This is a genomic window from Rhodococcus sp. NPDC127593 (assembly GCF_042671975.1).
Classification (GTDB): Bacteria; Actinomycetota; Actinomycetes; order Mycobacteriales; family Mycobacteriaceae; genus Rhodococcus_F.
Genome location: NZ_JBHXWI010000012.1, coordinates 20938 through 42997, shown reverse-complemented (window position 1 = coordinate 42997; position 22060 = coordinate 20938). Strand labels below are relative to the sequence as shown.

The 22060-nt window shown below is 67.7% G+C and carries 19 protein-coding genes and 1 pseudogene; 12 read left to right on the top strand and 8 right to left on the bottom strand.

Annotated elements, in window-relative coordinates; genetic code table 11:
* Nucleotides 1-22: 22 nt before the first annotated feature.
* Nucleotides 23-1237 (top strand): dephospho-CoA kinase, encoded by a 1215-nt coding sequence (gene coaE, locus ACFVJ3_RS13290; RefSeq protein WP_378452470.1) that lies wholly within the window; start codon nt 23-25, stop codon nt 1235-1237.
* 1 nt (nt 1238) lies between these two features.
* Here the strand turns inward: coaE and ACFVJ3_RS13285 are convergent, their stop codons facing one another.
* The gene (locus ACFVJ3_RS13285) at nt 1239-1757 is read right to left on the bottom strand and encodes a DUF402 domain-containing protein (protein ID WP_378452469.1); all 519 of its coding nucleotides are present in this window, start codon (nt 1755-1757) and stop codon (nt 1239-1241) included.
* A gap of 77 nt (nt 1758-1834) precedes the next feature.
* Here ACFVJ3_RS13285 and uvrB point away from each other — a divergent pair, with 77 nt between their 5' ends.
* The 3 genes from uvrB to ACFVJ3_RS13270 all read left to right on the top strand — a co-directional run bounded on the left by uvrB (nt 1835) and on the right by ACFVJ3_RS13270 (nt 5540).
* Entirely contained in the window at nt 1835-3997 is a 2163-nt protein-coding gene (gene uvrB / locus ACFVJ3_RS13280) for an excinuclease ABC subunit UvrB (protein ID WP_378452468.1), read from the top strand.
* Nucleotides 3998-4027: 30 nt separating this feature from the next.
* Nucleotides 4028-4900: a hypothetical protein gene (locus ACFVJ3_RS13275; protein ID WP_378452467.1), complete on the top strand. Its 873-nt coding sequence runs from the start codon at nt 4028-4030 to the stop codon at nt 4898-4900.
* A gap of 187 nt (nt 4901-5087) precedes the next feature.
* Nucleotides 5088-5540, top strand: a complete 453-nt coding sequence (locus ACFVJ3_RS13270; RefSeq protein ID WP_378452466.1) for a universal stress protein — start codon at nt 5088-5090, stop codon at nt 5538-5540.
* Nucleotides 5541-5552: 12 nt separating this feature from the next.
* Here ACFVJ3_RS13270 and ACFVJ3_RS13265 read toward each other — a convergent pair whose 3' ends face one another.
* The 4 genes from ACFVJ3_RS13265 to ACFVJ3_RS13250 all read right to left on the bottom strand — a co-directional run bounded on the left by ACFVJ3_RS13265 (nt 5553) and on the right by ACFVJ3_RS13250 (nt 10164).
* On the bottom strand, nt 5553-5939 hold the full coding sequence (locus tag ACFVJ3_RS13265) for a DUF732 domain-containing protein (RefSeq protein WP_378452465.1): 387 nt from the start codon (nt 5937-5939) through the stop codon (nt 5553-5555).
* Nucleotides 5936-8218 carry a HelD family protein gene (locus ACFVJ3_RS13260; protein ID WP_378452464.1) on the bottom strand — a complete coding sequence of 761 codons (2283 nt, stop codon included), beginning with the start codon at nt 8216-8218 and terminating at the stop codon, nt 5936-5938. The genes ACFVJ3_RS13265 and ACFVJ3_RS13260 overlap by 4 nt, the downstream gene beginning before the upstream one ends.
* A 159-nt stretch (nt 8219-8377) precedes the next feature.
* A complete protein-coding gene (locus ACFVJ3_RS13255; protein WP_378452463.1) occupies nt 8378-9307 on the bottom strand; it encodes a DoxX family membrane protein in 930 nt (309 codons plus the stop codon).
* 167 nt (nt 9308-9474) lie between these two features.
* On the bottom strand, nt 9475-10164 hold the full coding sequence (locus ACFVJ3_RS13250; RefSeq protein ID WP_378452462.1) for an MBL fold metallo-hydrolase: 690 nt from the start codon (nt 10162-10164) through the stop codon (nt 9475-9477).
* Nucleotides 10165-10315: 151 nt separating this feature from the next.
* Between ACFVJ3_RS13250 and uvrA the strand changes: the two genes are divergently transcribed.
* Complete coding sequence (uvrA, locus tag ACFVJ3_RS13245; protein WP_378452461.1) at nt 10316-13312, top strand: excinuclease ABC subunit UvrA; 2997 nt, start codon at nt 10316-10318, stop codon at nt 13310-13312.
* 6 nt (nt 13313-13318) lie between these two features.
* On the opposite strand, the gene ACFVJ3_RS13240 is transcribed toward uvrA, so the two are convergent.
* Complete coding sequence (locus ACFVJ3_RS13240; protein WP_378452460.1) at nt 13319-14065, bottom strand: alpha/beta fold hydrolase; 747 nt, start codon at nt 14063-14065, stop codon at nt 13319-13321.
* A gap of 119 nt (nt 14066-14184) precedes the next feature.
* Here ACFVJ3_RS13240 and ACFVJ3_RS13235 point away from each other — a divergent pair, with 119 nt between their 5' ends.
* On the top strand, nt 14185-14886 hold the full coding sequence (locus tag ACFVJ3_RS13235) for a helix-turn-helix transcriptional regulator (RefSeq protein WP_378452459.1): 702 nt from the start codon (nt 14185-14187) through the stop codon (nt 14884-14886).
* 41 nt (nt 14887-14927) lie between these two features.
* Here ACFVJ3_RS13235 and ACFVJ3_RS13230 read toward each other — a convergent pair.
* Nucleotides 14928-15305 (bottom strand): annotated as a pseudogene (locus ACFVJ3_RS13230) (DUF1801 domain-containing protein); the annotation flags it as partial.
* Between the two features lies 1 nt (nt 15306).
* Nucleotides 15307-15690, bottom strand: coding sequence for a DUF1844 domain-containing protein (locus ACFVJ3_RS13225; protein WP_378452458.1), 384 nt, complete (start codon nt 15688-15690; stop codon nt 15307-15309).
* Between the two features lie 377 nt (nt 15691-16067).
* Here ACFVJ3_RS13225 and infC point away from each other — a divergent pair, with 377 nt between their 5' ends.
* The 6 genes from infC to pheT all read left to right on the top strand — a co-directional run bounded on the left by infC (nt 16068) and on the right by pheT (nt 22015).
* Complete coding sequence (gene infC / locus ACFVJ3_RS13220) at nt 16068-16724, top strand: translation initiation factor IF-3 (RefSeq protein ID WP_378452593.1); 657 nt, start codon at nt 16068-16070, stop codon at nt 16722-16724.
* Between the two features lie 57 nt (nt 16725-16781).
* The gene (gene rpmI, locus ACFVJ3_RS13215) at nt 16782-16976 is read left to right on the top strand and encodes a 50S ribosomal protein L35 (RefSeq protein WP_005247390.1); all 195 of its coding nucleotides are present in this window, start codon (nt 16782-16784) and stop codon (nt 16974-16976) included.
* A 64-nt stretch (nt 16977-17040) separates the two neighbouring features.
* Nucleotides 17041-17430, top strand: a complete 390-nt coding sequence (rplT, locus tag ACFVJ3_RS13210; protein WP_005247385.1) for a 50S ribosomal protein L20 — start codon at nt 17041-17043, stop codon at nt 17428-17430.
* Between the two features lie 41 nt (nt 17431-17471).
* Nucleotides 17472-18281: a TrmH family RNA methyltransferase gene (locus ACFVJ3_RS13205; protein WP_378452457.1), complete on the top strand. Its 810-nt coding sequence runs from the start codon at nt 17472-17474 to the stop codon at nt 18279-18281.
* A gap of 94 nt (nt 18282-18375) precedes the next feature.
* Nucleotides 18376-19461, top strand: a complete 1086-nt coding sequence (gene pheS, locus ACFVJ3_RS13200; protein WP_378452456.1) for a phenylalanine--tRNA ligase subunit alpha — start codon at nt 18376-18378, stop codon at nt 19459-19461.
* A 67-nt stretch (nt 19462-19528) separates the two neighbouring features.
* Nucleotides 19529-22015, top strand: a complete 2487-nt coding sequence (pheT, locus tag ACFVJ3_RS13195) for a phenylalanine--tRNA ligase subunit beta (RefSeq protein WP_378452455.1) — start codon at nt 19529-19531, stop codon at nt 22013-22015.
* Nucleotides 22016-22060 lie beyond the last annotated feature (45 nt).

Sequence of the window (22060 nt, the reverse complement as noted above, 5' to 3'; positions counted from 1 at the left end):
GGCGGGTGCAACACTGGGAGGCGTGTTGAGAATCGGCCTCACTGGAGGCATAGGAGCCGGTAAGTCCACCGTGTCGAAGGTCCTCGCCGAACTCGGGGCCGTGATCGTCGACGCCGATCTGATCGCGAGGGAGGTCGTCGAACCCGGAACGCCCGGCCTCGCGGCTCTCGTCGATCGGTTCGGCGAGGAGATCCTGACGGAGGACGGCGCGCTCGACCGGCCCGCTCTGGCTGCCCGCGCCTTCGCCGACGACGAATCGCGGCTCGCGCTGAATGCGATCGTCCACCCGCTCGTCGGGGCGCGCACCACCGAGACCATTGAATCGGCGCCAACGGACGCGATCCTCGTTCAGGACATTCCGTTGCTGGTCGAGGGCGGAATGGGCGCCGCGTTCCACCTGGTCGTCGTCGTGTTCGTCGATGCGGAGGAGCGGGTGCAGCGGCTCGTCGGATCGCGGGGGATGCCCGAGACCGATGCGCGGGCGCGGATCGCAGCCCAGGCCGACGACGATCAGCGGCGGGCGGCGGCCGACGTCTGGCTCGACAACAGCGGCGCCCCGGGCGCGCTCGAGCCGGACATCCGGGCACTGTGGTCGGAGCGTCTCGTGCCCTTCGAGTCCAACATCCGCACGCGGACCGTCGTGCGTGTCCTGCCCGAACTCGCCCCGCCGAATCCGCAGTGGCAGGCGCAGGCGCACCGGCTGATCGCTCGACTGACACTGGTGTGCGGCGACCGCGCCATCCGGATCGACCACATCGGGTCGACGGCCGTCGAGGGATTGCCCGCCAAGGACGTCATCGACGTCCAGGTGACCGTCGCGAACCTCGAGATCGCGGACGACCTCGCCGAATCACTCGCCGACGCCGGGCTCCCCCGCATCGAGCACATCACCGCCGATGACCCGAAGCCGTCGTACCAGGGCGGGGAGACCGACCCGGCGCTGTGGGGCAAGCGAATCCACGGCGGTGCCGACCCGGGACGGCCCGTCAACGTCCACGTTCGGGTCGACGGGTGGCCCGGGCAGCAGTTCGCGCTCGTGTTCCGCGACTGGCTCCGCGCCGACACCGACGCCCGCACCGAGTACCTCGCGGTCAAGGAAGGTGCGGCGGAAAAGGCGGCCGGCCACACGGACTACCGGGACGCGATCACCGCCTATGTCGACGCGAAGTCTCCGTGGTTCGACCGCGCCTATCACCGGGCGTGGGAATGGGCCGAGCGGACCGGCTGGAGCGTGTAGGTCACCGCCAGTCGATCGGCATGTCGATCGAGGCCAGCCAGCGGCCGAGGTCGTGGCCGTGCGCGGCGATCCCGTCGATCGCCGTGGTGGCGGTGAGGATCGCCCGCTCGACGGTCGGTGTATCGAGCAGTCCGGTGCTGTGCGCCTCCATCAGTTCGTCGACGTCGAGGAGTTCGGTGTCGCGGCCGGTGCGGACGACCAGGTCCAGGTAGTGGTCCTCCGACTTCCACACGTCGTCACCCCGGGTGAAGGTGCCGATGTCGACGTAATGGTCCTGATCGCGCTGGTGGTAGGGGTGGTAGTGGAAGATCGACGCGCGCAGACCGAGGTCGGGGAGCAGCCACGACTCCAGGTAGTGGAACTGCCGGTGGTCGGAGGTGCGCGCCATATACAGCCCCCACGGTTCGACGCGGTAGTGATCGACGTGGCGGACGAAACCCTTGGGGTCGGTGTTGGTGTGATCCCGTAGGTCGAAGTACTCGACCTTCGGTGGGTGGATGTCGTGACTCGCGCCTGCCATGGTGGGGAACCTACCGGGTTTTTCAGCTGACGGAGATCGTCGGGGAGTTTGTCGGTACCTGCGCCTACCCTGGTTGCATGGCGTTTGCATCCGAGCACCCCGTGGTGGCACATTCCGAGTTCCGTCCCATCGGGGAGATCGAGCGGTCGGAAACGCGGTTCGAGGTCGTCAGCGACCACAAGCCGGCCGGTGACCAGCCCACCGCGATCGCCGATCTGGAACGCCGCATCAACGCCGGCGAGAAGGACGTGGTCCTGCTCGGCGCCACCGGTACGGGTAAGTCCGCGACCACGGCGTGGCTGATCGAGAAGGTGCAGCGGCCCACCCTGGTGATGGCGCCCAACAAGACGCTCGCCGCGCAGTTGGCCAACGAACTGCGCGACATGCTGCCCAACAACTCCGTCGAGTACTTCGTCTCGTACTACGACTACTACCAGCCCGAGGCGTACATCGCGCAGACCGACACCTACATCGAGAAGGACTCGTCGATCAACGACGACGTCGAGCGACTGCGCCACTCCGCGACGTCGAGCCTGCTGTCGCGCCGGGACGTGGTCGTGGTGGCGTCCGTGTCGTGCATCTACGGCCTCGGCACTCCGCAGTCGTACCTCGACCGGTCGGTGCAGCTCGAGGTCGGTGTGGAGGTTCCGCGCGACGCTCTGCTGCGGCTGCTGGTCGACGTGCAGTACACCCGCAACGATCTGGCGTTCACCCGTGGATCCTTCCGGGTGCGCGGCGACACCGTCGAGATCATTCCCTCGTACGAGGAGCTGGCGGTCCGGATCGAGTTCTTCGGCGACGAGATCGAGGCGCTGTATTACCTGCACCCCCTCACCGGGGATGTGGTGCGGAAGGTCGACTCGGTGCGCATCTTCCCGGCCACGCACTACGTCGCGGGTCCCGAGCGGATGGAACGTGCCGTCAAGGACATCGAAGCCGAACTCGAGGAGCGGCTCGCCGACCTCGAGAACAAGGGCAAGCTGCTCGAGGCGCAGCGGCTGCGGATGCGCACCCAGTACGACCTCGAGATGATCAAGCAGGTCGGGTTCTGCTCCGGCATCGAGAACTACTCGCGTCACATCGACGGTCGTGGTCCGGGCACGGCGCCCGCAACGCTGATCGACTACTTCCCGGAGGACTTCCTCCTCGTCATCGACGAGTCCCACGTGACTGTCCCGCAGATCGGCGCGATGTACGAGGGCGACATGTCGCGCAAGCGGAACCTCGTCGAATTCGGGTTCCGGTTGCCGTCCGCCACCGACAACCGCCCGCTGACCTGGGAGGAGTTTACCCAGCGCATCGGGCAGACGGTGTACTTGTCGGCCACACCAGGCAAGTACGAGCTGGGACAGGCAGGCGGGGAGTTCGTCGAGCAGGTCATCCGCCCCACCGGTCTCGTCGACCCCCAGGTGGTCGTCAAACCGACCAAGGGGCAGATCGACGATCTCGTGCACGAGATCCGCGAACGTGCCGACCGGGACGAGCGCGTCCTCGTCACCACGTTGACGAAGAAGATGTCGGAAGACCTCACCGACTACCTCCTCGAGCTCGGTATCCGTGTGCGATATCTGCACTCGGACATCGACACCCTGCGACGGGTCGAGCTGCTCCGGCAGCTCCGGCTGGGGGAGTACGACGTTCTGGTGGGTATCAACCTGCTGCGTGAGGGACTCGACCTTCCCGAGGTGTCGTTGGTCGCCATCCTCGACGCCGACAAGGAGGGGTTCCTCCGGAGCTCGACCAGCCTCATACAGACGATCGGCCGTGCGGCTCGAAACGTCTCCGGCCAGGTTCACATGTACGCCGACAAGATCACCGACTCGATGCAGCACGCGATCGAGGAGACCGAGCGGCGGCGTGAGAAGCAGATCGCCTACAACGAGAAGATGGGCGTCGATCCGCAGCCGCTGCGGAAGAAGATCGCAGACATCCTCGACCAGGTCTACGAGGAAGCCGAGGACACGGCGAGCGGAGTCGACGTCGGCGGTTCCGGACGCAACGCCACCCGCGGGCGCCGCGCGCAGGGCGAGGCCGGTCGCTCGGTCAGCGCCGGGGTGTACGAGGGCCGCGACACGAAGTCGATGCCCAGGGCGGAGTTGGCGGACCTGGTCAAGGAATTGACCGATCAGATGATGAACGCAGCCCGTGATCTGCAGTTCGAACTCGCCGGGCGACTGCGCGACGAGATCGCCGATCTGAAGAAGGAGCTGCGCGGCATGGACGCCGCAGGCCTGAAATAGCGGCGGCGCCGAGGCAGTACGGTCTGAAGCATGGATGCACACAACGCAGGTCGTACCGCCCGGTCCTTGGAGTTGCTTCATTCGCTCAGCTATTTCGTTCCCGAGGTCGAGGATCGTCTGGTCGAGGCGGGTCTCGAACCGGGTCGGATGGGCTACTTCGCGGGCCGCTCCGCGCCGATGGGCGCAGTCGGTGCGGGCGTCGTCACTGCGACCTTCTTCAACTTCAGTCCCGCCGTGATCGAGTCGGTCATTCCGCGCGCCTGGGGTCTGGCTACGCCCGCGGCAGTCGTCGAGGCGCGGTACCGGGCGGTCGGGGAGGCGTATGTGCGACTTCTCGGCGAATCGGTGACGAATTCACCGGAGATGGCCGAGGCCGCCGAACTCGCGTCGATCGCGGCCCGCGGGATCCCGGGTGTCGAGGGCAGGCCGCTCTGTGCGGGGTACACGGAGGTGGAGTGGCCGGACGCACCGCACCTCGCTTTCTGGCATGCCCTGACAGTGCTGCGGGAGTACCGCGGCGACGGTCACGTCGCCGCCCTGCAGACGGCGGCACTGAGCGGACTCGAATCGCTGATCACGCACACCGCGACGGGGCTCGGCTTCCAGAAGAAGTTCGCGATGACCCGCCGCGCCTGGACCCAGGACCAGTGGGACTCGGCATGCGAGAGTCTGCGTGACCGCGAGATCCTGGACGCCCGGGGCGAACTCACCGCCGACGGGAAGGAACTGCGGGTACTGGTCGAGGATCTCACCGACGATCTCGCGCTGGCTCCGTGGGCAGCGCTGGGGGAGGACGGGGCGGCCCGGCTCGTCGAACTCGCGACCCCGTGGCGTGACGCGATCGTGGCGGCGGGGGTGTTCCCGGCCGGCGTGTTCGGGCCCAAGGTCGGCGCGTCACGCTGACGCTGATCACAGCCCGGGCGCATCCGGAATGTGATCCGTCATGCACTGGGGATATCCCCTGTGGCATGTGTTGCAAATACACCTATGCGGGCACCGATACAGCTAGGGTCAGCGCAGTGGCTGCTGGGTCCAGACATGCGTATGTCCGGACCCCGGCCAATTGACCACCGCAGACATGGAGGAATGAATGAGCGCCTACCGGACCGTTGTCGTCGGAACCGATGGCTCCGAGTCGTCGTTTCTGGCCGTCGAGAAGGCTGCTGCCATCGCGGGGGACGCGGGCGCCAAGCTGATCATCGCCTGTGCGTACTACCCGGCCGATCCGAAGGACGTCGGGCAGGCCGCCGACGCGCTCGGTGACGAGGCCTACCAGATCACGGGTTCGGCCCCGACGTACGAGATCCTCCGCACCGCGAAAGAGCGCGCCCACGCCGTCGGCGCGAAGGATGTTGTGGAACGCGCTGTCGTCGGTGCCCCCGTCGAGTCGCTGCTGAACCTGGTCGACGAGGTCGAGGCCGGTCTTCTGGTGATCGGCAACCGCGGACTCAACACCCTCACCGGGCGGCTCCTCGGCTCCGTTCCGTCGGATGCCGCACGCAAGTCGACGTCCGACGTCCTGATCGTCCACACGGTGCGCTGACACCGAGGCGGATCAGCAGTAATTCGCCTCGGCGGCATCGAGATAGACCTGCGCCACCTGTTCGGTGGTGAGGCCGATATTCGACGTCGCCGAGGCGTACTGCGCCATCGGGGTCAGATGCGCGACGATCGTGGCTTCGTCGGTCCCCTCGGACAGCTGACCGCAGATCCCGTTGGCCAGTGCCATGACCGTGTCGTCGGGCAGCGCCGGTATGCCGGCCCCGATCAGCGACTCCTTGTAGCGCAGGCCACGGGCGTCGAGGTGTGTTGCGGCCGTAGTGGGCGCAACCGAGGCCGTCGACGGCGGGTCGGAGGCGGTGGCCTCCGAACACGCGGTCAGCACGATAGTGGTGAGGACGAGCCCACACCCGATCAGCCGACCGCGACCGCCCGGTGTCACGATAGGATCCCGACCTCGGCCGGACCGAGTTCGGACAGCACCGCGGGCAACGCCTTCGTGTGCACCACACCGAGTCGTTGCGTCGCGCGGGTCAGTGCGACGTAGAGGTCGTTCATTCCCCGCGGCGACTCGTCGAGAATGTCCTGTGGCTCGGCGATGAGCACCGAGTCGAACTCCAACCCCTTGACGTCCCGCACCGTCAGGACGCTGACGGAGTCCGACCTCAGATCGGCCAGCGCGGCGACGAGGTCGTGGCCCCCGATCACGACAGTCGTGCCCGGTCCGGTCTCCCGGGACACACAGGTGCGCACGGTGTCTGCGAGTTCGGTCTCGGACACCTGCAGTGCCCACGGTGCGAAACCGGATTCGCGCACCGACCGCGGCACGGTCTGTTCGGTGTCGATCTCGGCGAGAACTCGACGTGCCGACGTCATGATCTCCGCCGGAGTGCGGTAGTTGACGGTCAGTTCCGTGAGCTTCCACCGTGCGGCCACGTACGGCTCGAGGATCCGTTGCCACGACGACGTTCCCGCCGGGTCGCCGGTCTGCGCCGTGTCGCCGACGAGCGTCATCCAGCGATTCGGTATGCGCCGCATCAGCATTCGCCAGGCCATCTCCGAGAGTTCTTGCGCCTCGTCGACGATCACGTGGCCGTAGGTCCAGGTTCGGTCGCCCGCTGCGCGCTCCGCGGTGGTCTGGTGCTGCCCCACGTCGTGGCGTTCGGCCAGCTGACTGGCGTCGATCAGGTCGTAGGCCATCAGTATTTCCGGGTCCAGCTCGTCCTCGAGATCCTGTGGCGCCGAACCGGTCAGGATGTCCAGAGCACCCTGGGCATCCGCGATCTGCGCTCGCCACTGGCGGCGGGCGCGCTCCCGTTCGGCGGCGTCGTCGACGCCGAGCAGCTCCGCCAACTCGTCGAGGAGTGGCGCGTCGGCGGCACCGAAGCCGCGCATGACGGGGCGTCGCAGCGACTCACGTTGCGCTTCGGTCAAATTCGGCGCGGCGTCGGCCAGTCGCTTCGGCGATGCGTACAGCTCGGCGAGGACCTGCTGCGGCGAAAGTTCCGGCCACAGCGCGCTGATCGCCGTCATGATCTCCGGGTCTTGACGCATCTCGTCCCGCATGTCGGCGATGTCGTCGCGGCTCAGCAGGTTCCCGCCGTCGACGACGTTGGCGCCCAGTGTGTCCGCGAGTTGCTGGGCGAGTGCCTCGATGACCGACGAGACGAAGATGGGCCGCGCCAGGTTGTGCGGGCGCCGTGACGACCTCGCCCGGCCACGAGCGCGGGTGACGACCTTGCGGTCGAGGGAGATCCGGTAGGTGTCGAACGTCAGCTCCACGGGACGCGACGGCACTTCCTGTCGATCCCGGACGGCCTTCTTGAGAACGTCCAACATGTCGAGCGAGCCCTTGATCTCGCCGGCGTCGAGGCTGTCCTCGACGGTGGCGCGGACACCGGGGTAGAGGTCGCCGATGGTCGAGAGCAGCACACCGGTCTCGCCGAGCGACGGCAGCACCTGGCCGATGTAGTCGAGGAACGTGGCGTTCGGGCCGATGATGAGGACACCGGCCTTCGCGAGCTGCTGACGGTAGGTGTACAGCAGGTAGGCGGCGCGGTGCAGAGCGACCGCCGTCTTACCGGTACCGGGTCCACCCTGGACCACCAGCACACTCTTGTGGTCCGACCGGATGATCGCGTCCTGCTCACCCTGGATCGTCTCGACGATGTCGTTCATCTGACCCGTGCGGGCCGCGTTGAGCGCCGCGAGCAGCGCACTCTCACCCGCGACGCCGTCCGAGCCGGTGACCGTGCCCGCAGCTTCCGCCGCCGCCAGATCCAGATACTCGTCGTTGACGGCCGTCACCCGGCGGCTCCGCGTCCGGATGTGCCGTCGACGGGACACGCCGTCGGGGGCGGCGGGGGTGGCCAGGTAGAACGGGCGGGCAAGGGGCGCACGCCAATCGAGGAGCATCGTCTCGTAGTCGTTCTCCTCGTCGAGGATGCCGAGTCGGCCGATGTAGCGGTGCTCGCCGTCGAGATCGATGCGCCCGAAGCACAGTCCGTTCTCGGCGGCGTCGTACTTGGCGAGGTCTTCGGTGTAGAGCTGGTTGAACGACTCCCGCTCGCTGCGGGCCTGCGGGGTCCCGCCGGTTTCGAGCAGTACGCGGCTCAGCCGGTTCGCCGCGTACTGGCGAAGGCCGTCCAGTCGGGTGTAGAGCATCGTCACGTACTGCTGCTCGAGCTCGCGCTCGTCGCGTGACGTGTCCTCGTCGGGCAAGAGGTCTCCTTGACTGGTTCGGCTGCAACCGGATCGGCTGCAAAAGTGCCTGGACAGTCTAGTCGGCCCCGGAGACGGCCCGCTGACATTGCAGGTCAGGGGTGATCTCCGGGGCCGATCAGATCGAATATCCGGCGCCGGGCGGCGCCGCGCCGCGGGTCAGTGGGACAGTTCGTGCCGCTTCGCTCGGGCCTTCTCGAGCGCGGTCTCCGCCTGTTTGCGGGCCCGCTTGCTCAGCACTTCACCGCGTTCCGCGGCGGTGCCGGCCCATTCGCCGCCCTTCTCACGGGCGACCTCGGCCAATTCCGGGCCGCGCTCCTTCGCGACGTCGACGAGTTCGGCGCCGCGCTCCTTCGCCAGTTCGACGAGTTCGGCGCCGCGCTCCTTGGCGACCTCGGCCCACTCGGAGCCGTGTTCCTTCGCGACGTCCGCCCACTCGGGGCCGCGATCTGCGGCGACCTTCGCGAGTTCGGCGCCGCGGTCTTTCGCGACCTCGAGGAGACCGGAGCCGCGCTCGGCGGCCTCACCGGAGAGAATGCGTGCACGCTCCGACGCCGCAGCCAATGCCTCCCCGAACTCGGGGCCGTGATGGTCGTGACCCGATCCGAGCGGCAGAGCCGCGGCCACGGCCTCCTGTGCGTGCCGTGCGGCGCGGCGTCCACGCCAACCGAGGGACGGCTTGCCCTCGGTGTCGACGGCGGCGATCAGCAGTCCGCCGAGCAGGCCGACATTCTTGAGGAACTGAGTGCGCTGTGCCGCCTTCTTGGCGGGGTCGGTCTCGTTCCAGAAGTCGTGCCCCACAACGGTAGTGGGCACGAGACTGCCGGCCAGCGCGAGCGACGCGAGCCGTGGCGCCTTCCCGGTCGCGAGGAGCACGCCGCCGCCGATCTGCACGGCGGCGTTGATCTTGACCAACGTCTCCGGGTCGGACGGGATCTTCTGCGTGACGGACTCGGGAAGCGTCTCGGTGGACTTGTCGATCAGTGGTGCGGCGGCCTGTGCTCTCTGCGCCGGATTTCGAAGTGCATCGATCCCTCCGCTGATGAAGACTGCGGACAGCAGTGGGCGAGCGATACGACGGACAAGCATTCCTGGCCTCCCAATCTCGAGTTCTCCCGTCTCACACTAACGAGAGTTCTGGGCAGCCGTCGGCGTACGACTGTGTTGCCGAACCGACGGGCTGCCCATTCACCAGTACCCAGGTAGGCCGATCGCCAATCGCGGACCGTTCGGTGCGCAATCGCGATCGGGTGCGGTCACCAGCCGCGCTCGCGCCACTCCCCGAGGTGGGGGCGCTCGGCGCCGAGGGTGGTGTCGTCACCGTGGCCGGGGTAGACGACCGTGTCGTCGCCGTAACGGTCGAAGAGCTTGGTTTCGACGTCGGTGAGCAGTGATGCGAACTTGCCGGCGTCGGCGGTCTTGCCCACGCCGCCGGGGAAGAGGGAGTCGCCGGTGAAGAGGTGGATACGTCCGCCGCCGGACTCGGTGAGCGCGAGTGCGACGGAGCCGGGTGTGTGGCCGGCGAGATGGATCACGTCGAGGGTGACGTCGCCGACGGTGACCGTGTCACCGTCTTCGAGGAGACGGTCGGGCCGGACGGGCAGTGCGTCGGCGTCGAGTGGATGGGCGGCGGTGTCCACGCGGGTGGCGGCCGCGACGTCCTCGAGCGCCAGCCAATGGTCGCCGTGCTGGTGCGTGGTGACGATCAGCTCGAGGGACGGAGCGTGTTCGCCGATCAGTTGGTTGACGCGGTCCGCCTCGTTGGCGGCGTCGATGAGGACGGATTTTCCGGTTGTGGAACAGACGACCAGGTACACGTTGTTGTCCATGGGGCCGACGGACATCTTCGTGATCGTGGCTCCCGGAACCGTTCGGCGCTGCGGCGCCGAACCGGGGGAGACGTGGCCGGTGTACGAGTCTTCTATCACCATGGGCTGCTCGGTCATGATGGGGAGGCTACCGTCGAATACAGGCAGGTGAGTGGCAGGGCGGCCATCCGTCCCACAGAACGTGTCGGTGCCCCGGCTTACCATGGCACGGCCAGAGGGCTCAGCGTTCATGCGCGCCCTCGGCTGTCGGACAATGAAGGGACTTGGAGTGGCGGATCGCCTTATCGTGCGGGGTGCCCGTGAGCACAATCTGCGAGGGGTCGATCTCGATCTGCCCCGCGACAGCCTGATCGTGTTCACCGGGCTGTCGGGCTCGGGCAAGTCGAGTCTGGCGTTCGACACGATCTTCGCCGAGGGCCAGCGCCGCTACGTCGAGTCGCTGTCGGCGTACGCCCGCCAGTTCCTCGGTCAGATGGACAAGCCCGACGTCGACTTCATCGAAGGTCTGTCGCCGGCGGTGTCCATCGACCAGAAGTCGACCAACCGCAACCCGCGGTCGACGGTCGGCACGATCACGGAAGTCTACGACTACCTCCGTCTGCTGTACGCCCGGGCGGGCACCGCCCACTGCCCGGTGTGTGGCGAGCAGATCGCGCGGCAGACGCCCCAGCAGATCGTCGACCAGGTCCTCGACATGGAGGAAGGCACCCGCTTCCAGGTGCTCGCTCCCGTCGTGCGCACCCGCAAGGGTGAATTCGTCGACCTGTTCGACCAGCTCAACATGCAGGGCTACTCGCGTGTGCGGGTCGACGGCGTGGTGCATCCCCTCTCCGATCCGCCCAAGCTCAAAAAGCAGGAGAAGCACGACATCGAGGTCGTCGTCGACCGCCTCACCGTCAAGGCCGGTTCCAAGCAGCGGCTCACGGACTCCGTCGAGACCGCGCTGCGGTTGGCGGAGGGCATCGTCGTCCTCGATTTCGTCGACCGCGAAGAGAACGCCGCAGACCGGGAACGCCGATTCTCGGAGAAGCTGGCGTGCCCGAACGGCCACGCTCTCTCCATCGACGACCTCGAACCCCGGTCGTTCTCGTTCAACTCCCCGTACGGCGCCTGCCCCGAGTGCACCGGTCTCGGAATCCGCAAGGAGGTCGACCCCGACCTCGTGGTCCCCGACCCCGAGCTGTCCCTCGAGGACGGAGCCATCGCACCGTGGTCGATGGGGCAGAGTTCCGAATACTTCGGCCGCCTGCTGTCCGGGCTCGGCGACATTCTCGGCTTCGACATGAAGACGCCGTGGAACAAGCTGCCCGCGAAGGCGCGCCGGGCGATCCTCGAGGGCAGCGAGGAACAGGTCCACGTCCGGTACAAGAACCGGTACGGGCGTACCCGTTCCTACTATGCCGAGTTCGAGGGCGTCATGCCGTTCCTGCACCGCCGCCTCGAGCAGACCGAGTCGGACCAGATGAAGGAACGCTACGACGGCTACATGCGCGACACCCCCTGTCCCGCGTGTGGTGGTGCGCGTCTGCGTCCCGAGATCCTGTCGGTCACGATCGCGAACGAGAAGTTCGGCATGAAGTCGATCGCCGAGGTCTGCGAACTGTCGATCTCCGATTGCGCCGACTTCCTGAACAGCCTCACGCTGGGCAGCCGCGAGGAGGCCATCGCCGGTCAGGTGCTCAAGGAGGTCCAGGCACGTCTCGGCTTCCTCCTCGACGTCGGCCTCGAATACCTGTCGCTCGCTCGCGCCGCCGGGACCCTGTCCGGTGGTGAGGCGCAGCGTATCCGCCTCGCCACCCAGATCGGCTCGGGTCTGGTGGGGGTCCTGTACGTGCTCGACGAGCCGTCGATCGGTCTGCACCAGCGCGACAACCGGCGTCTCATCGAGACCCTGACGCGCCTGCGCGATCTCGGGAACACGCTCATCGTGGTCGAACACGACGAAGACACCATCCGCACGTCCGACTGGGTGGTCGACATCGGACCGCTCGCCGGCGAGCACGGAGGCAAGGTCGTCCACAGCGGGCCGTACGAGGAACTGCTCGACTGCGAGGAATCCCTCACCGGCGCCTACCTGTCGGGCCGCAGTCACATCGAGATTCCCGCCATCCGCCGGCCGGTCGATCGCAAACGGCAGGTCACCGTCATCGGTGCGCGCGAACACAACCTCGGGGGCATCGACGTCAGCTTCCCGCTGGGCGTGCTCACGTCGGTCACCGGCGTGTCCGGGTCCGGTAAGTCGACGCTCGTCAACGACATCCTCGCGACGGTGATGGCGAACAAGCTCAACGGCGCCCGCCAGGTGCCGGGCCGGCACACCCGCATCAACGGGCTCGACCAACTGGACAAGCTCGTGCAGGTCGACCAGTCACCGATCGGCCGCACCCCGCGTTCCAACGCGGCTACCTACACGGGGGTGTTCGACAAGATCCGCACCCTGTTCGCCGCCACCACGGAATCGAAGGTGCGCGGCTACCAGCCGGGCCGGTTCTCGTTCAACGTCAAAGGCGGCCGATGCGAGGCTTGCTCCGGCGACGGCACGTTGAAGATCGAGATGAACTTCCTACCCGACGTGTACGTGCCGTGCGAGGTGTGCCACGGGGCCCGGTACAACCGCGAGACTCTCGAGGTCCACTACAAGGGCAAGACCATCGCCGAGGTCCTGGACATGCCGATCGAGGAGGCCGCGGAGTTCTTCGAGCCCATCACCTCCATCCACCGCTACCTCAAGACCCTGGTCGAGGTCGGTCTCGGTTACGTACGGCTCGGTCAGCCGGCACCCACGCTGTCCGGCGGTGAGGCCCAGCGCGTGAAGCTTGCCGCCGAACTGCAGAAGCGTTCGACGGGCCGCACGGTGTACATCCTCGACGAGCCCACGACGGGTCTCCACTTCGAGGACATCCGGAAGCTGCTCGGGGTCGTCAACGGCTTGGTCGACAAGGGCAACACGGTGATCGTGATCGAGCACAACCTCGACGTGATCAAGACCTCCGACTGGGTGGTCGACATGGGCCCGGAGGGCGGGTCCGGCGGCGGAACCGTCGTCGCGCAAGGCACGCCGGAGGAGGTGGCGCAGGTTCCGGAGAGCTACACGGGTCGTTTCCTCGAAAACGTCCTCGAGGTGCCGACGCCTCCCGCCGCGGCGAAGTCGAAGGCGGCCAAGTCGTCGTCGACACGGAAGTCCGCTTCGGCGAAGAAGACTGTCGCGGCCGCCACGGCGACACCGCGTAAGCGGGCGCCGAAGAAGGCCGCAGCAGTCAGCTGAGTTCGGTCAGTTCCTCGCGGCCGCGTCGATCGCGGTCGCGAGGTCCGCGGGCCGCGACCACATCGGCCAGTGGCCGGTCGGCAGATCGACGTAGTCGACCTTCGCGATCTGCGCGAGTTCGGCGGCCATCGGATGACCCGCGCCTGCCATCTGCTGGATGACCTCCGACGGAAAGCTGGTGCAGATCACCGTGGTCGGCACGTCCAGACGGCTGCTGTCGACGAGTTCGAGCCTGTCCCTCGCGGGACCGGCTGGTTCGGGCACTGCGCGGCTGCGAAACATGTCGAGCAAGACGTCGTCGAGTCCGTCGAGACTGCTGCCTTCGGCTTCGAGTTCGGACCACGACGGAAGCGGGATCTCGGTGACCGAAGCATCGAGATCCTCCCGCAGCGCGGCGCCGTTCTGCAGTGGTCCCGAGTCGACGTAGACGATGCGGGCCAGTCGGTCGGGAATCCGATCGCTCGCCGCGTACGCCACCGGTCCCGCACCGCTGTGTGCCACGAGCACAACCCGCTCAGACGACGGTGTGGTCGCGACGACGTCCGCGATCGCGGAGATGTGATCGTCCAGTCGGATGCCGACGCGGTCGCTGTCCTCGGAGTCGAGTCCGGGCAGGGTCACCGCGGTGACGTGGTGTCCTCGCCGGACCAGGTCGGAAGCCACTGCCTCCCAAGCCCATGCGCCGAGCCAGAATCCGGGAGCCAGGATGATGTGAATGCCTGTGCTGTCGTGTGCTTCGCTTGTCTGGGTCATGAGACAAGAGTGAACCCGTATCGGTGACATGTGCGTGTCACCGTATGTGTCACAGTCGCATAACGGAATCGGTTGGCGAGATTCGGGACATTGCCGCGGTCGTTCGGCAGACTGCCCTCATGGACCGTCCCGCCCGCCTCCACGCCCTGACGGAAGAACTGCGCCGCGCGGGCGCCCGGGGCCGGACCGCGGAGCAGTTGGCGGCACAGTTCGAGGTGACCACCCGCACGATCAAGCGGGACATCGCCGTGCTGCAGTCCTCGGGCGCCCCGATCTGGGCCACTGCCGGCCCGGGCGGGGGATACGGGATCATCGGGAACGGCACGTTGCCGCCGGTGAATTTCACTCCCGCTCAAGCGGTCTCGGTGGCATTGGTCCTCACGGCGTTTCGCGATGCGCCGTTCGCGACCGACGGCCGCGCCGCGCTGGCCAAGCTGCTCGACGTGATGGATGCAGAGTCGAGGGTGCGGGTGGAGCGACTCGGCGCGAAGGTGTGGATCCGGCGGGACGCCGACACGGCGAGCGCGGAACCACGCATCCGCCGCGTCGTCGAAGACGGATTGCAGCGCGAACTGATGGTGTCGCTCCGATATGTGGACCGGGACGGTGAGCGCACCGAACGCGTCGTCGAACCGCACCTTCTCGCTCACACCAGGGGATCGTGGTTCCTCGTCGCGTGGTGCCTGAGCCGGGCGGGTGTGCGGTGGTTCCGGCTGGACCGGGTGTCCGACGCCACCCTCACCGGCCGGTCGTTCGTCCCGCGCGATGCGAGCCTCTTCGGTGAACCGCCGGCCGACGCGCGCACCGTGTTCGAACGGTGAGATTCGATCAGAGCGCGGGCGGCGGCCACGGATCGGTTCAGCAGTGAGACGAGAACCGACTCGTCGACATCGGCGAGCTTCTTGACGTAGAGGCAGCCCTTGCCGAGGGTGTGCTTGCCGAGAGCGGCGAGTTCGGCCTCGAACTCGGTGAAGTCGAGCGAGAGGTACAGGGTCAGTGCTGCGGCTCGGGGCGAGAAGCCGATCAGTGCGGTGTCGCCCTCGTGACCGCTGGCATACCGGTAGTGGCGGGAGCCGAACCCGACGATGCTGGTGCCCCACATCGCGGCGCGCTCTCCGCTCGCGGCGGTGAGCAGTTCCACCAGCCGTGCGCTGTCGGCGCGCTTGACCGGGTCGGCGATCGTGGCGAGGAACTCGTCGACGCCGGCCGGCGTCTGCGCGGTCTTGTTTCGGCTCGCCATGTCAGTACACGGGGCCGGTGTACTTCTCGCCCGGACCCTTGCCCGGCTCGTCCGGGTGCGAGGACGCTTCGCGGAACGCGCGCTGCAGTGCCTGGAGGCCTTCGCGGATCGGTCCCGCGTGCGGTCCGAGGTACTCGATGGACGCGGTCACCAGGCCGGCGAGGGCGGTGATGACCCGCCGGGCCTCGTCGAGGTCGCGGTGGGGGCTGGAGTCGGGGTCGGCGTCGGACAGGCCGAGCTTCTCGGCTGCCGAACTCATGAGCATGACCGCGGCGCGGCTGATGACCTCGACCGAAGGGACGTCGGCCAGTTCCCGGACGTCGGTATTCTGGTCACCGTCGTTCGGGGTGCCGTCGTTCGGGGTGTCATCGATGTTGTCCGTCATGCCTTAGAGGATTCCACCAGTGCCCCGTGGCGCAACGTCCCGGTATCGATTAGCTCGGGACGTGCGCAAATGTTACTCTTGACGCAACGACCGCCTTCGGATTTGTCGGGGGCAGCAAGTGGAGTCCGACTCCCACCTCTGCGCGGCAGGTAAAACTGCAGTTCAGTGGTCCGGTCGCTCGATCCGAGGCTGCTCGGTTCGAGTTCCTCGAGTGTGAGGAGATGAGGGATCGGCGTGAGCCGTGAGTTCGTCTGATCGGTCGACATCGGGCCCCGCATGGTGAGAGTCATTCACCGCAGCGGGGCTTTTTTGTTGGGAATCCGGGCGTACGGGCTGCTGGCGGTCTCGAGACAAGACCGTTCAACCTAGGAGGCCCCATCAGCACTGAGACCCGCATCAACGATCGCATCCGAGTTCCCGAGGTCCGCCTCGTCGGACCCGGAGGTGAACAGGTTGGCATCGTGCGTGTTGAAGATGCACTCCGCTTGGCCCTCGAGGCCGATCTCGACCTGGTCGAGGTGGCCCCCGACGCTCGCCCGCCGGTCTGCAAGATCATGGACTACGGCAAGTTCAAGTACGAGGCCGCGCAGAAGGCGCGTGAGTCGCGCAAGAACCAGCAGCTCACGGTCATCAAGGAGCAGAAGCTCCGCCCCAAGATCGACGATCACGACTACGAGACGAAGAAGCGCAACGTCGTGCGCTTCCTCGAAGCCGGATCCAAGGTCAAGGTCACGATCATGTTCCGCGGACGTGAGCAGTCGCGTCCGGAACTCGGATTCCGGCTGCTGCAGCGTCTCGGTGCAGACGTCGCGGACCTCGGGTTCGTGGAGACGTCCGCCAAGCAGGACGGTCGAAACATGACGATGGTGCTCGCTCCGCACAAGGGCGCGAAGACCCGTGTGAAGGCGCAGGAAAGCGCCGCTGCGCCGCCGGCGCAGCGGGCAGTTCCCGCGCCGGCCGAACCGGCACAGGCTCCGGCGGCACCTGCGGAGCAGGCGGGCGGCAGTGCGCCCGGCGAAGCGCCGACCAGCTAGTCCGACTACACCAGCACGACCCGGATCACGGTCCGGATACAGAGAACTGAGGACTCCATGCCCAAGTCGAAGACCCACAGCGGCACCGCGAAGCGATTCAAGGTGTCCGGCAGCGGAAAGATCCTGCGCCAGAAGGCCGGTCGCCGCCACCTGCTCGAGCACAAGGCCACGAAGGTGACCCGTCGCCTCGATGGCGTGGCTGTCGTCAGCAAGGCTGACACTCCTCGCATCAAGCGCCTGCTCGACATCTGAGTCGACACCCCTTTTACTGACCACCCGGGGCAGCTCACCGCCCCAAGATTGACAGGATTTTTCAGTGGCACGCGTAAAGAGGGCGGTAAACGCCCAGAAGAAGCGTCGTTCGATTCTCGAAGCCTCCAGCGGCTACCGCGGTCAGCGCTCGCGCCTGTACCGCAAGGCGAAGGAACAGCAGCTCCACTCGCTGACCTACGCCTACCGTGACCGCCGTGCGCGCAAGGGCGACTTCCGCAAGCTGTGGATCACGCGTATCAACGCTGCGGCGCGGGCGAACGACATCACGTACAACCGCCTGATCCAGGGTCTGCGTCTGGCCGAGATCGAGGTCGACCGCAAGAACCTCGCCGAGCTGGCCGTTTCCGACGCGGCGGCATTCGCCGGCCTCGTGGCCCTGGCCAAGGCGGCGCTTCCGGCCGACGTGAACGCTCCGGCCGGAGAAGCAGCCTGAGTCTCGCAGCACCCCGGCCTTCAGAGCCTCGGAAACGACCCGTGGACCCGCTCACCGAGCGCACTCCACGGGTCGTTTCTGCTGTCAAGCTGCTGCGCACCGCGGAACGCCGCAAGGTCGGGCGGTTCCTGGTGGAAGGCGAGAATTCCGTCGGTGAGGCACTCGACACCCGCCCCGTGCACGACCTCTTCTACACCGAGGACGCGGAGCAGCGGTACTCGAGGCTGATCGACCGGGCACACACTGCGGGCGTCCGTACGTCGCTGGTGACGGACCGGGCGGTCCGAGCGCTCAGCGACACGGTGACCCCACCGGGTCTCGTCGCGGTGTGCGACCTCCTCGATGTTCCGCTGGCGGAGGCGATAGGCCCCGGAACTCGTCTGCTCGCGGTTCCGGTCGCGGTCGCGGAGCCCGGTAACGCGGGCACCGTCATCCGAGTCGCGGACGCGGTGGGCGCGGACGCGGCGATTCTCGCGGGCGACAGCGTCGACCCGCACAACGGCAAATGCGTCCGGGCGTCCGCCGGAAGCCTCTTCCACCTCCCGGTGGTGCGTGAACGGGACATCGCGGCGGTCCTCGACAGCATCAGCGCGGCGGGAATCCAATTGCTCGCCACGGCGGCCGACGGCGAAGTAGATCTGGACGACGCCGACGAACTGCTGGCCCGCCCCACGGCGTGGCTGTTCGGCAACGAGGCCCACGGCCTCGACGCAGCCACCTCGGCGCGAGCCGATCACCGGGTGCGGATTCCGATCCACGGTCGAGCCGAGAGCCTCAACCTGGCGACGGCGGCGTCGATCTGCCTGTATTCGAGCGCACGGGTCCAGAACCGCAAGCGAACCGACAGCTGAACCGGCGAAAATCGGATCGCATAGGATTTGACGGCGAGCTGTTTCGGTTTCGTCGAGAGTGTTGACTGAAAGAACTTAAGGAGTGGCACCGGTCGTGGCTAAAAAAGAGGGCGCTGCCTCCACGGGGGTCGAAGGCGGCGCGGTCGATGCGAGTGCGCTCACCGAAGACGCCCTGACTGCGGCAGCGGAGAGCGCCGAGAAGGCGTTCGCGTCGGCGGCGGATCTCGACGACCTGGCGAAGGCCAAGGTCGAGCACATGGGTGACAAGTCGCCGATCGCCCTCGCTCGCCGCGGACTCGGAGCCCTCCCGGGCAAGGAGAAGGCCGACGCAGGCAAGCGCGTGAACGTCGCCCGCACCCGGATCAGTGCGGCGTTCGACGAGCGCCGCGCCGTCCTGCTCGCCGAACGCGACGCGGCCGTACTCGTGGCCGAGGCCATCGACGTGACGCTGCCGTCGCAGCGTCAGCCGGCGGGTGCCCGCCACCCGATCAGCATCATCTCCGAGCAGGTCGAGGACGTGTTCGTCGCGATGGGCTGGGAGGTCGCCGAGGGCCCGGAGGTGGAGACCGAGCACTTCAACTTCGATGCTCTCAACTTCCTGCCCGATCACCCCGCCCGGACGATGCAGGACACGTTCCACATCGCACCGGAGGGCTCGCGCCAGGTGCTCCGCACGCACACGTCGCCGGTACAGGTGCGCACCATGCTCGCGCGCGAGGTGCCGATCTACGTGGTGTGCCCCGGGCGGACGTTCCGCACCGACGAACTCGATGCGACCCACACCCCGGTCTTCTCTCAGGTGGAGGGACTCGCCGTCGACAAGGGCCTCACCATGGCCCACCTGCGTGGCACGCTCGACGCGTTCGCCCGCGCACTGTTCGGTCCCGAGACCCGTACCCGGATGCGACCGAACTACTTCCCGTTCACGGAACCGTCCGCCGAAGTGGACGTCTGGTTCCCGAACAAGAAGGGCGGCGCAGGCTGGGTCGAGTGGGGCGGCTGCGGAATGGTCAATCCGAATGTGCTGCGCGCCTCCGGAATCGACCCCGACGTGTACACCGGGTTCGCGTTCGGCATGGGGCTCGAGCGCACACTCCAGTTCCGGAACGGGATCCCGGACATGCGCGACATCGTCGAGGGCGACGTGCGATTCACGCTGCCCTTCGGTGTCCAGGGCTGACCCTGCGTCACCCGAATCCCGCCCACCACAGTCACGACATCTTCACGAACGAGAGAGCTGAGCAGACGTGCGAGTAGCGCAATCCTGGCTGACCGAGATCCTGCAGCGTGCCACCCCGGACTGGGACGTCACCGCCGAGGAACTCGACGCAGGTTTCGTCCGGGTCGGGCTCGAGGTCGAGGAAGTCGACCGGCTCGAGCCCGTCGACGGCCCCCTCGTGGTCGGCAAGGTTCTCGAGATCGCCGAGCTCACCGAGTTCAAGAAGCCGATCCGCTTCTGCAAGGTGGATGTGGGGGCGGCCGAGCCGCAGGGCATCGTGTGCGGTGCCCGGAACTTCGCCGAAGGCGACCTCGTGGTGGTCGCACTGCCGGGTGCAGTCCTTCCCGGTGGTTTCGCCATCGCGTCCCGCAAGACGTACGGGCAGGTCTCCGACGGGATGATCTGCTCGGTGGCCGAACTCGGCATCGGCAAGGACCACTCGGGCATCCTCGTCCTCGAGCCGGGCACCGCGCTCCCCGGCGCGGACGCCAACGAGTTGATGGGCCTGCACGACACGGTCATCGAACTCAACATCACCCCGGACCGCGGCTACTGCTTCTCCGTCCGCGGGCTCACCCGCGAACTGGCGTGTGGGTTCGACCTGGACTTCGCCGACCCGGCGTCGGTGGCGCCGTACCCGGCGGAGGGAGAGGCGTGGCCGATCCGCGTCGAGCCGGCGTCGAAGGCGACGCGTTTCGCCGCCCGCCGGGTGACGGGTATCGATCCGAAGGCGGTCAGCCCGTGGTGGCTGCAGCGTCGGTTGCTGCTGTCGGGGGTCCGCCCGATCTCGCCGGCCGTCGACGTCACCAATTACGTTCTGCTCGAACTGGGCCAGCCGTTGCACGCGTTCGATGCCGCGAAGATCAGCGGTGAACTCGTCGTGCGCCGCGCGGTGGCGGGGGAGACGCTGACGACTCTCGACGAGACCGAGCGCGCCCTCGACCCCGAGGACGTCGTGATCGCCGACGATTCGGGCGTCGTGTCGCTGGCCGGGATCATGGGTGGCGCGTCCACCGAGGTCGGGTCGGAAACCACCGACATCCTGCTCGAGGCGGCCACGTGGGATCCGCTCGCGGTGTTCAAGACCGCGCGCAGGCACAAGCTGTCGAGTGAGGCAGGCAAGCGTTTCGAGCGCGTCGTCGACCCCGAGATCCCCGTCGCGGCACTCGACCGGGCGGCCGCGCTGCTCGTCGACATCGCCGGCGGGCGGGTCGAGCCGGCGCTCACCGACATCGGTGAGGTCACCCCGCACGAGCCCATCCACATGGACATCGACCTCCCCGACCGGGTTGCGGGGGTCGACTACCCCAACGGCACCGCTGCGCGCCGGCTCACACAGATCGGCTGCAACGTCGAGGTCGGGGTCAGCGACAGCGGGCACGGTCAGCTCGTCGCCGGCCCGCCGTCGTGGCGGCCCGATCTGGTGCAGCCCGCCGACCTGGTGGAGGAGGTGCTGCGCCTCGAGGGGCTCGAGAAGATTCCGTCGGTGCTGCCCGCTGCCCCCGCGGGTCGTGGGTTGACTCCTGCGCAGCGCCGCAAGCGCGCCGTCGGCCGTGCCCTGGCATTCTCGGGATACGTCGAGATCCTTCCCCCCGTCTTCCTGCCCACCGCGATCTTCGACACGTGGGGGCTGGACCCCGAGGATCCGCGCAGGAATACCAGCACGGTGCTCAACCCGCTCGAATCGGATCGGCCGGAACTGGCCACCACGTTGCTGCCCGGACTTCTCGAGGTCCTCGCCCGCAACGTCTCCCGCGGTCAACGCGACCTGTCGCTGTTCGGCATAGCGCAGGTCGTGCTGCCCGGCGCCGACACCAAGCCGGTCGAGGCGCTGCCGGTGGACAGGCGACCGACCGACGAACAGATCACGGCACTGCTGCAGTCGTTGCCGGACCAGCCGGTGCACGTGGCGGCGGTGCTGACGGGGCAGCGTGAGCCGAGCGGTCCGTGGGGTCCGGGCCGCGCAGCCGACGCCACCGACGCGTTCGCCGCCGCCCGGGCGGTCGCCGCCGCGGCCGGTGTCGAGGTGGAGTTCCGCGCGACGCAGTACTTGCCGTGGCACCCGGGCCGCGGCGCGGAGCTGCTCGTGGACGGTGTCGTCGTCGGACACGCGGGCGAGTTGCATCCCGCCGTGCTCGAGCGCGCCGGACTTCCCCCGCGGACGAGTGCCGTGGAGATCGATCTGGACGCCCTGCCGCTGGTGGAGAATCTGCCCGCGCCGAAGGTCTCGCCCTTTCCCGCGGTCCTTCAGGACGTGGCGGTCGTGGTCGACACCGCGGTGCCCGCCGGCGAGGTCCAGGCGGCCCTGCGGTCGGGTGGAGGAGAGCTCCTCGAGGACATCCGGCTGTTCGACGTGTTCGAAGGTGAGCAGGTCGGGGAGGGCCGGAAGTCGCTGGCCTTCGCGCTGCGATTCCGCGGCCCCGACCGCACCCTGACCGAGGACGAGGCGAGCGCCGCCCGCGACGCCGCCGTGGCTGCGGCGTCCGCCGCCGTAGGTGCCGAACTGCGCAGCTGACCCGTAGCCTGGGTGGAGGGGCCCGAGGCGGTGAGGAGCAGTGCG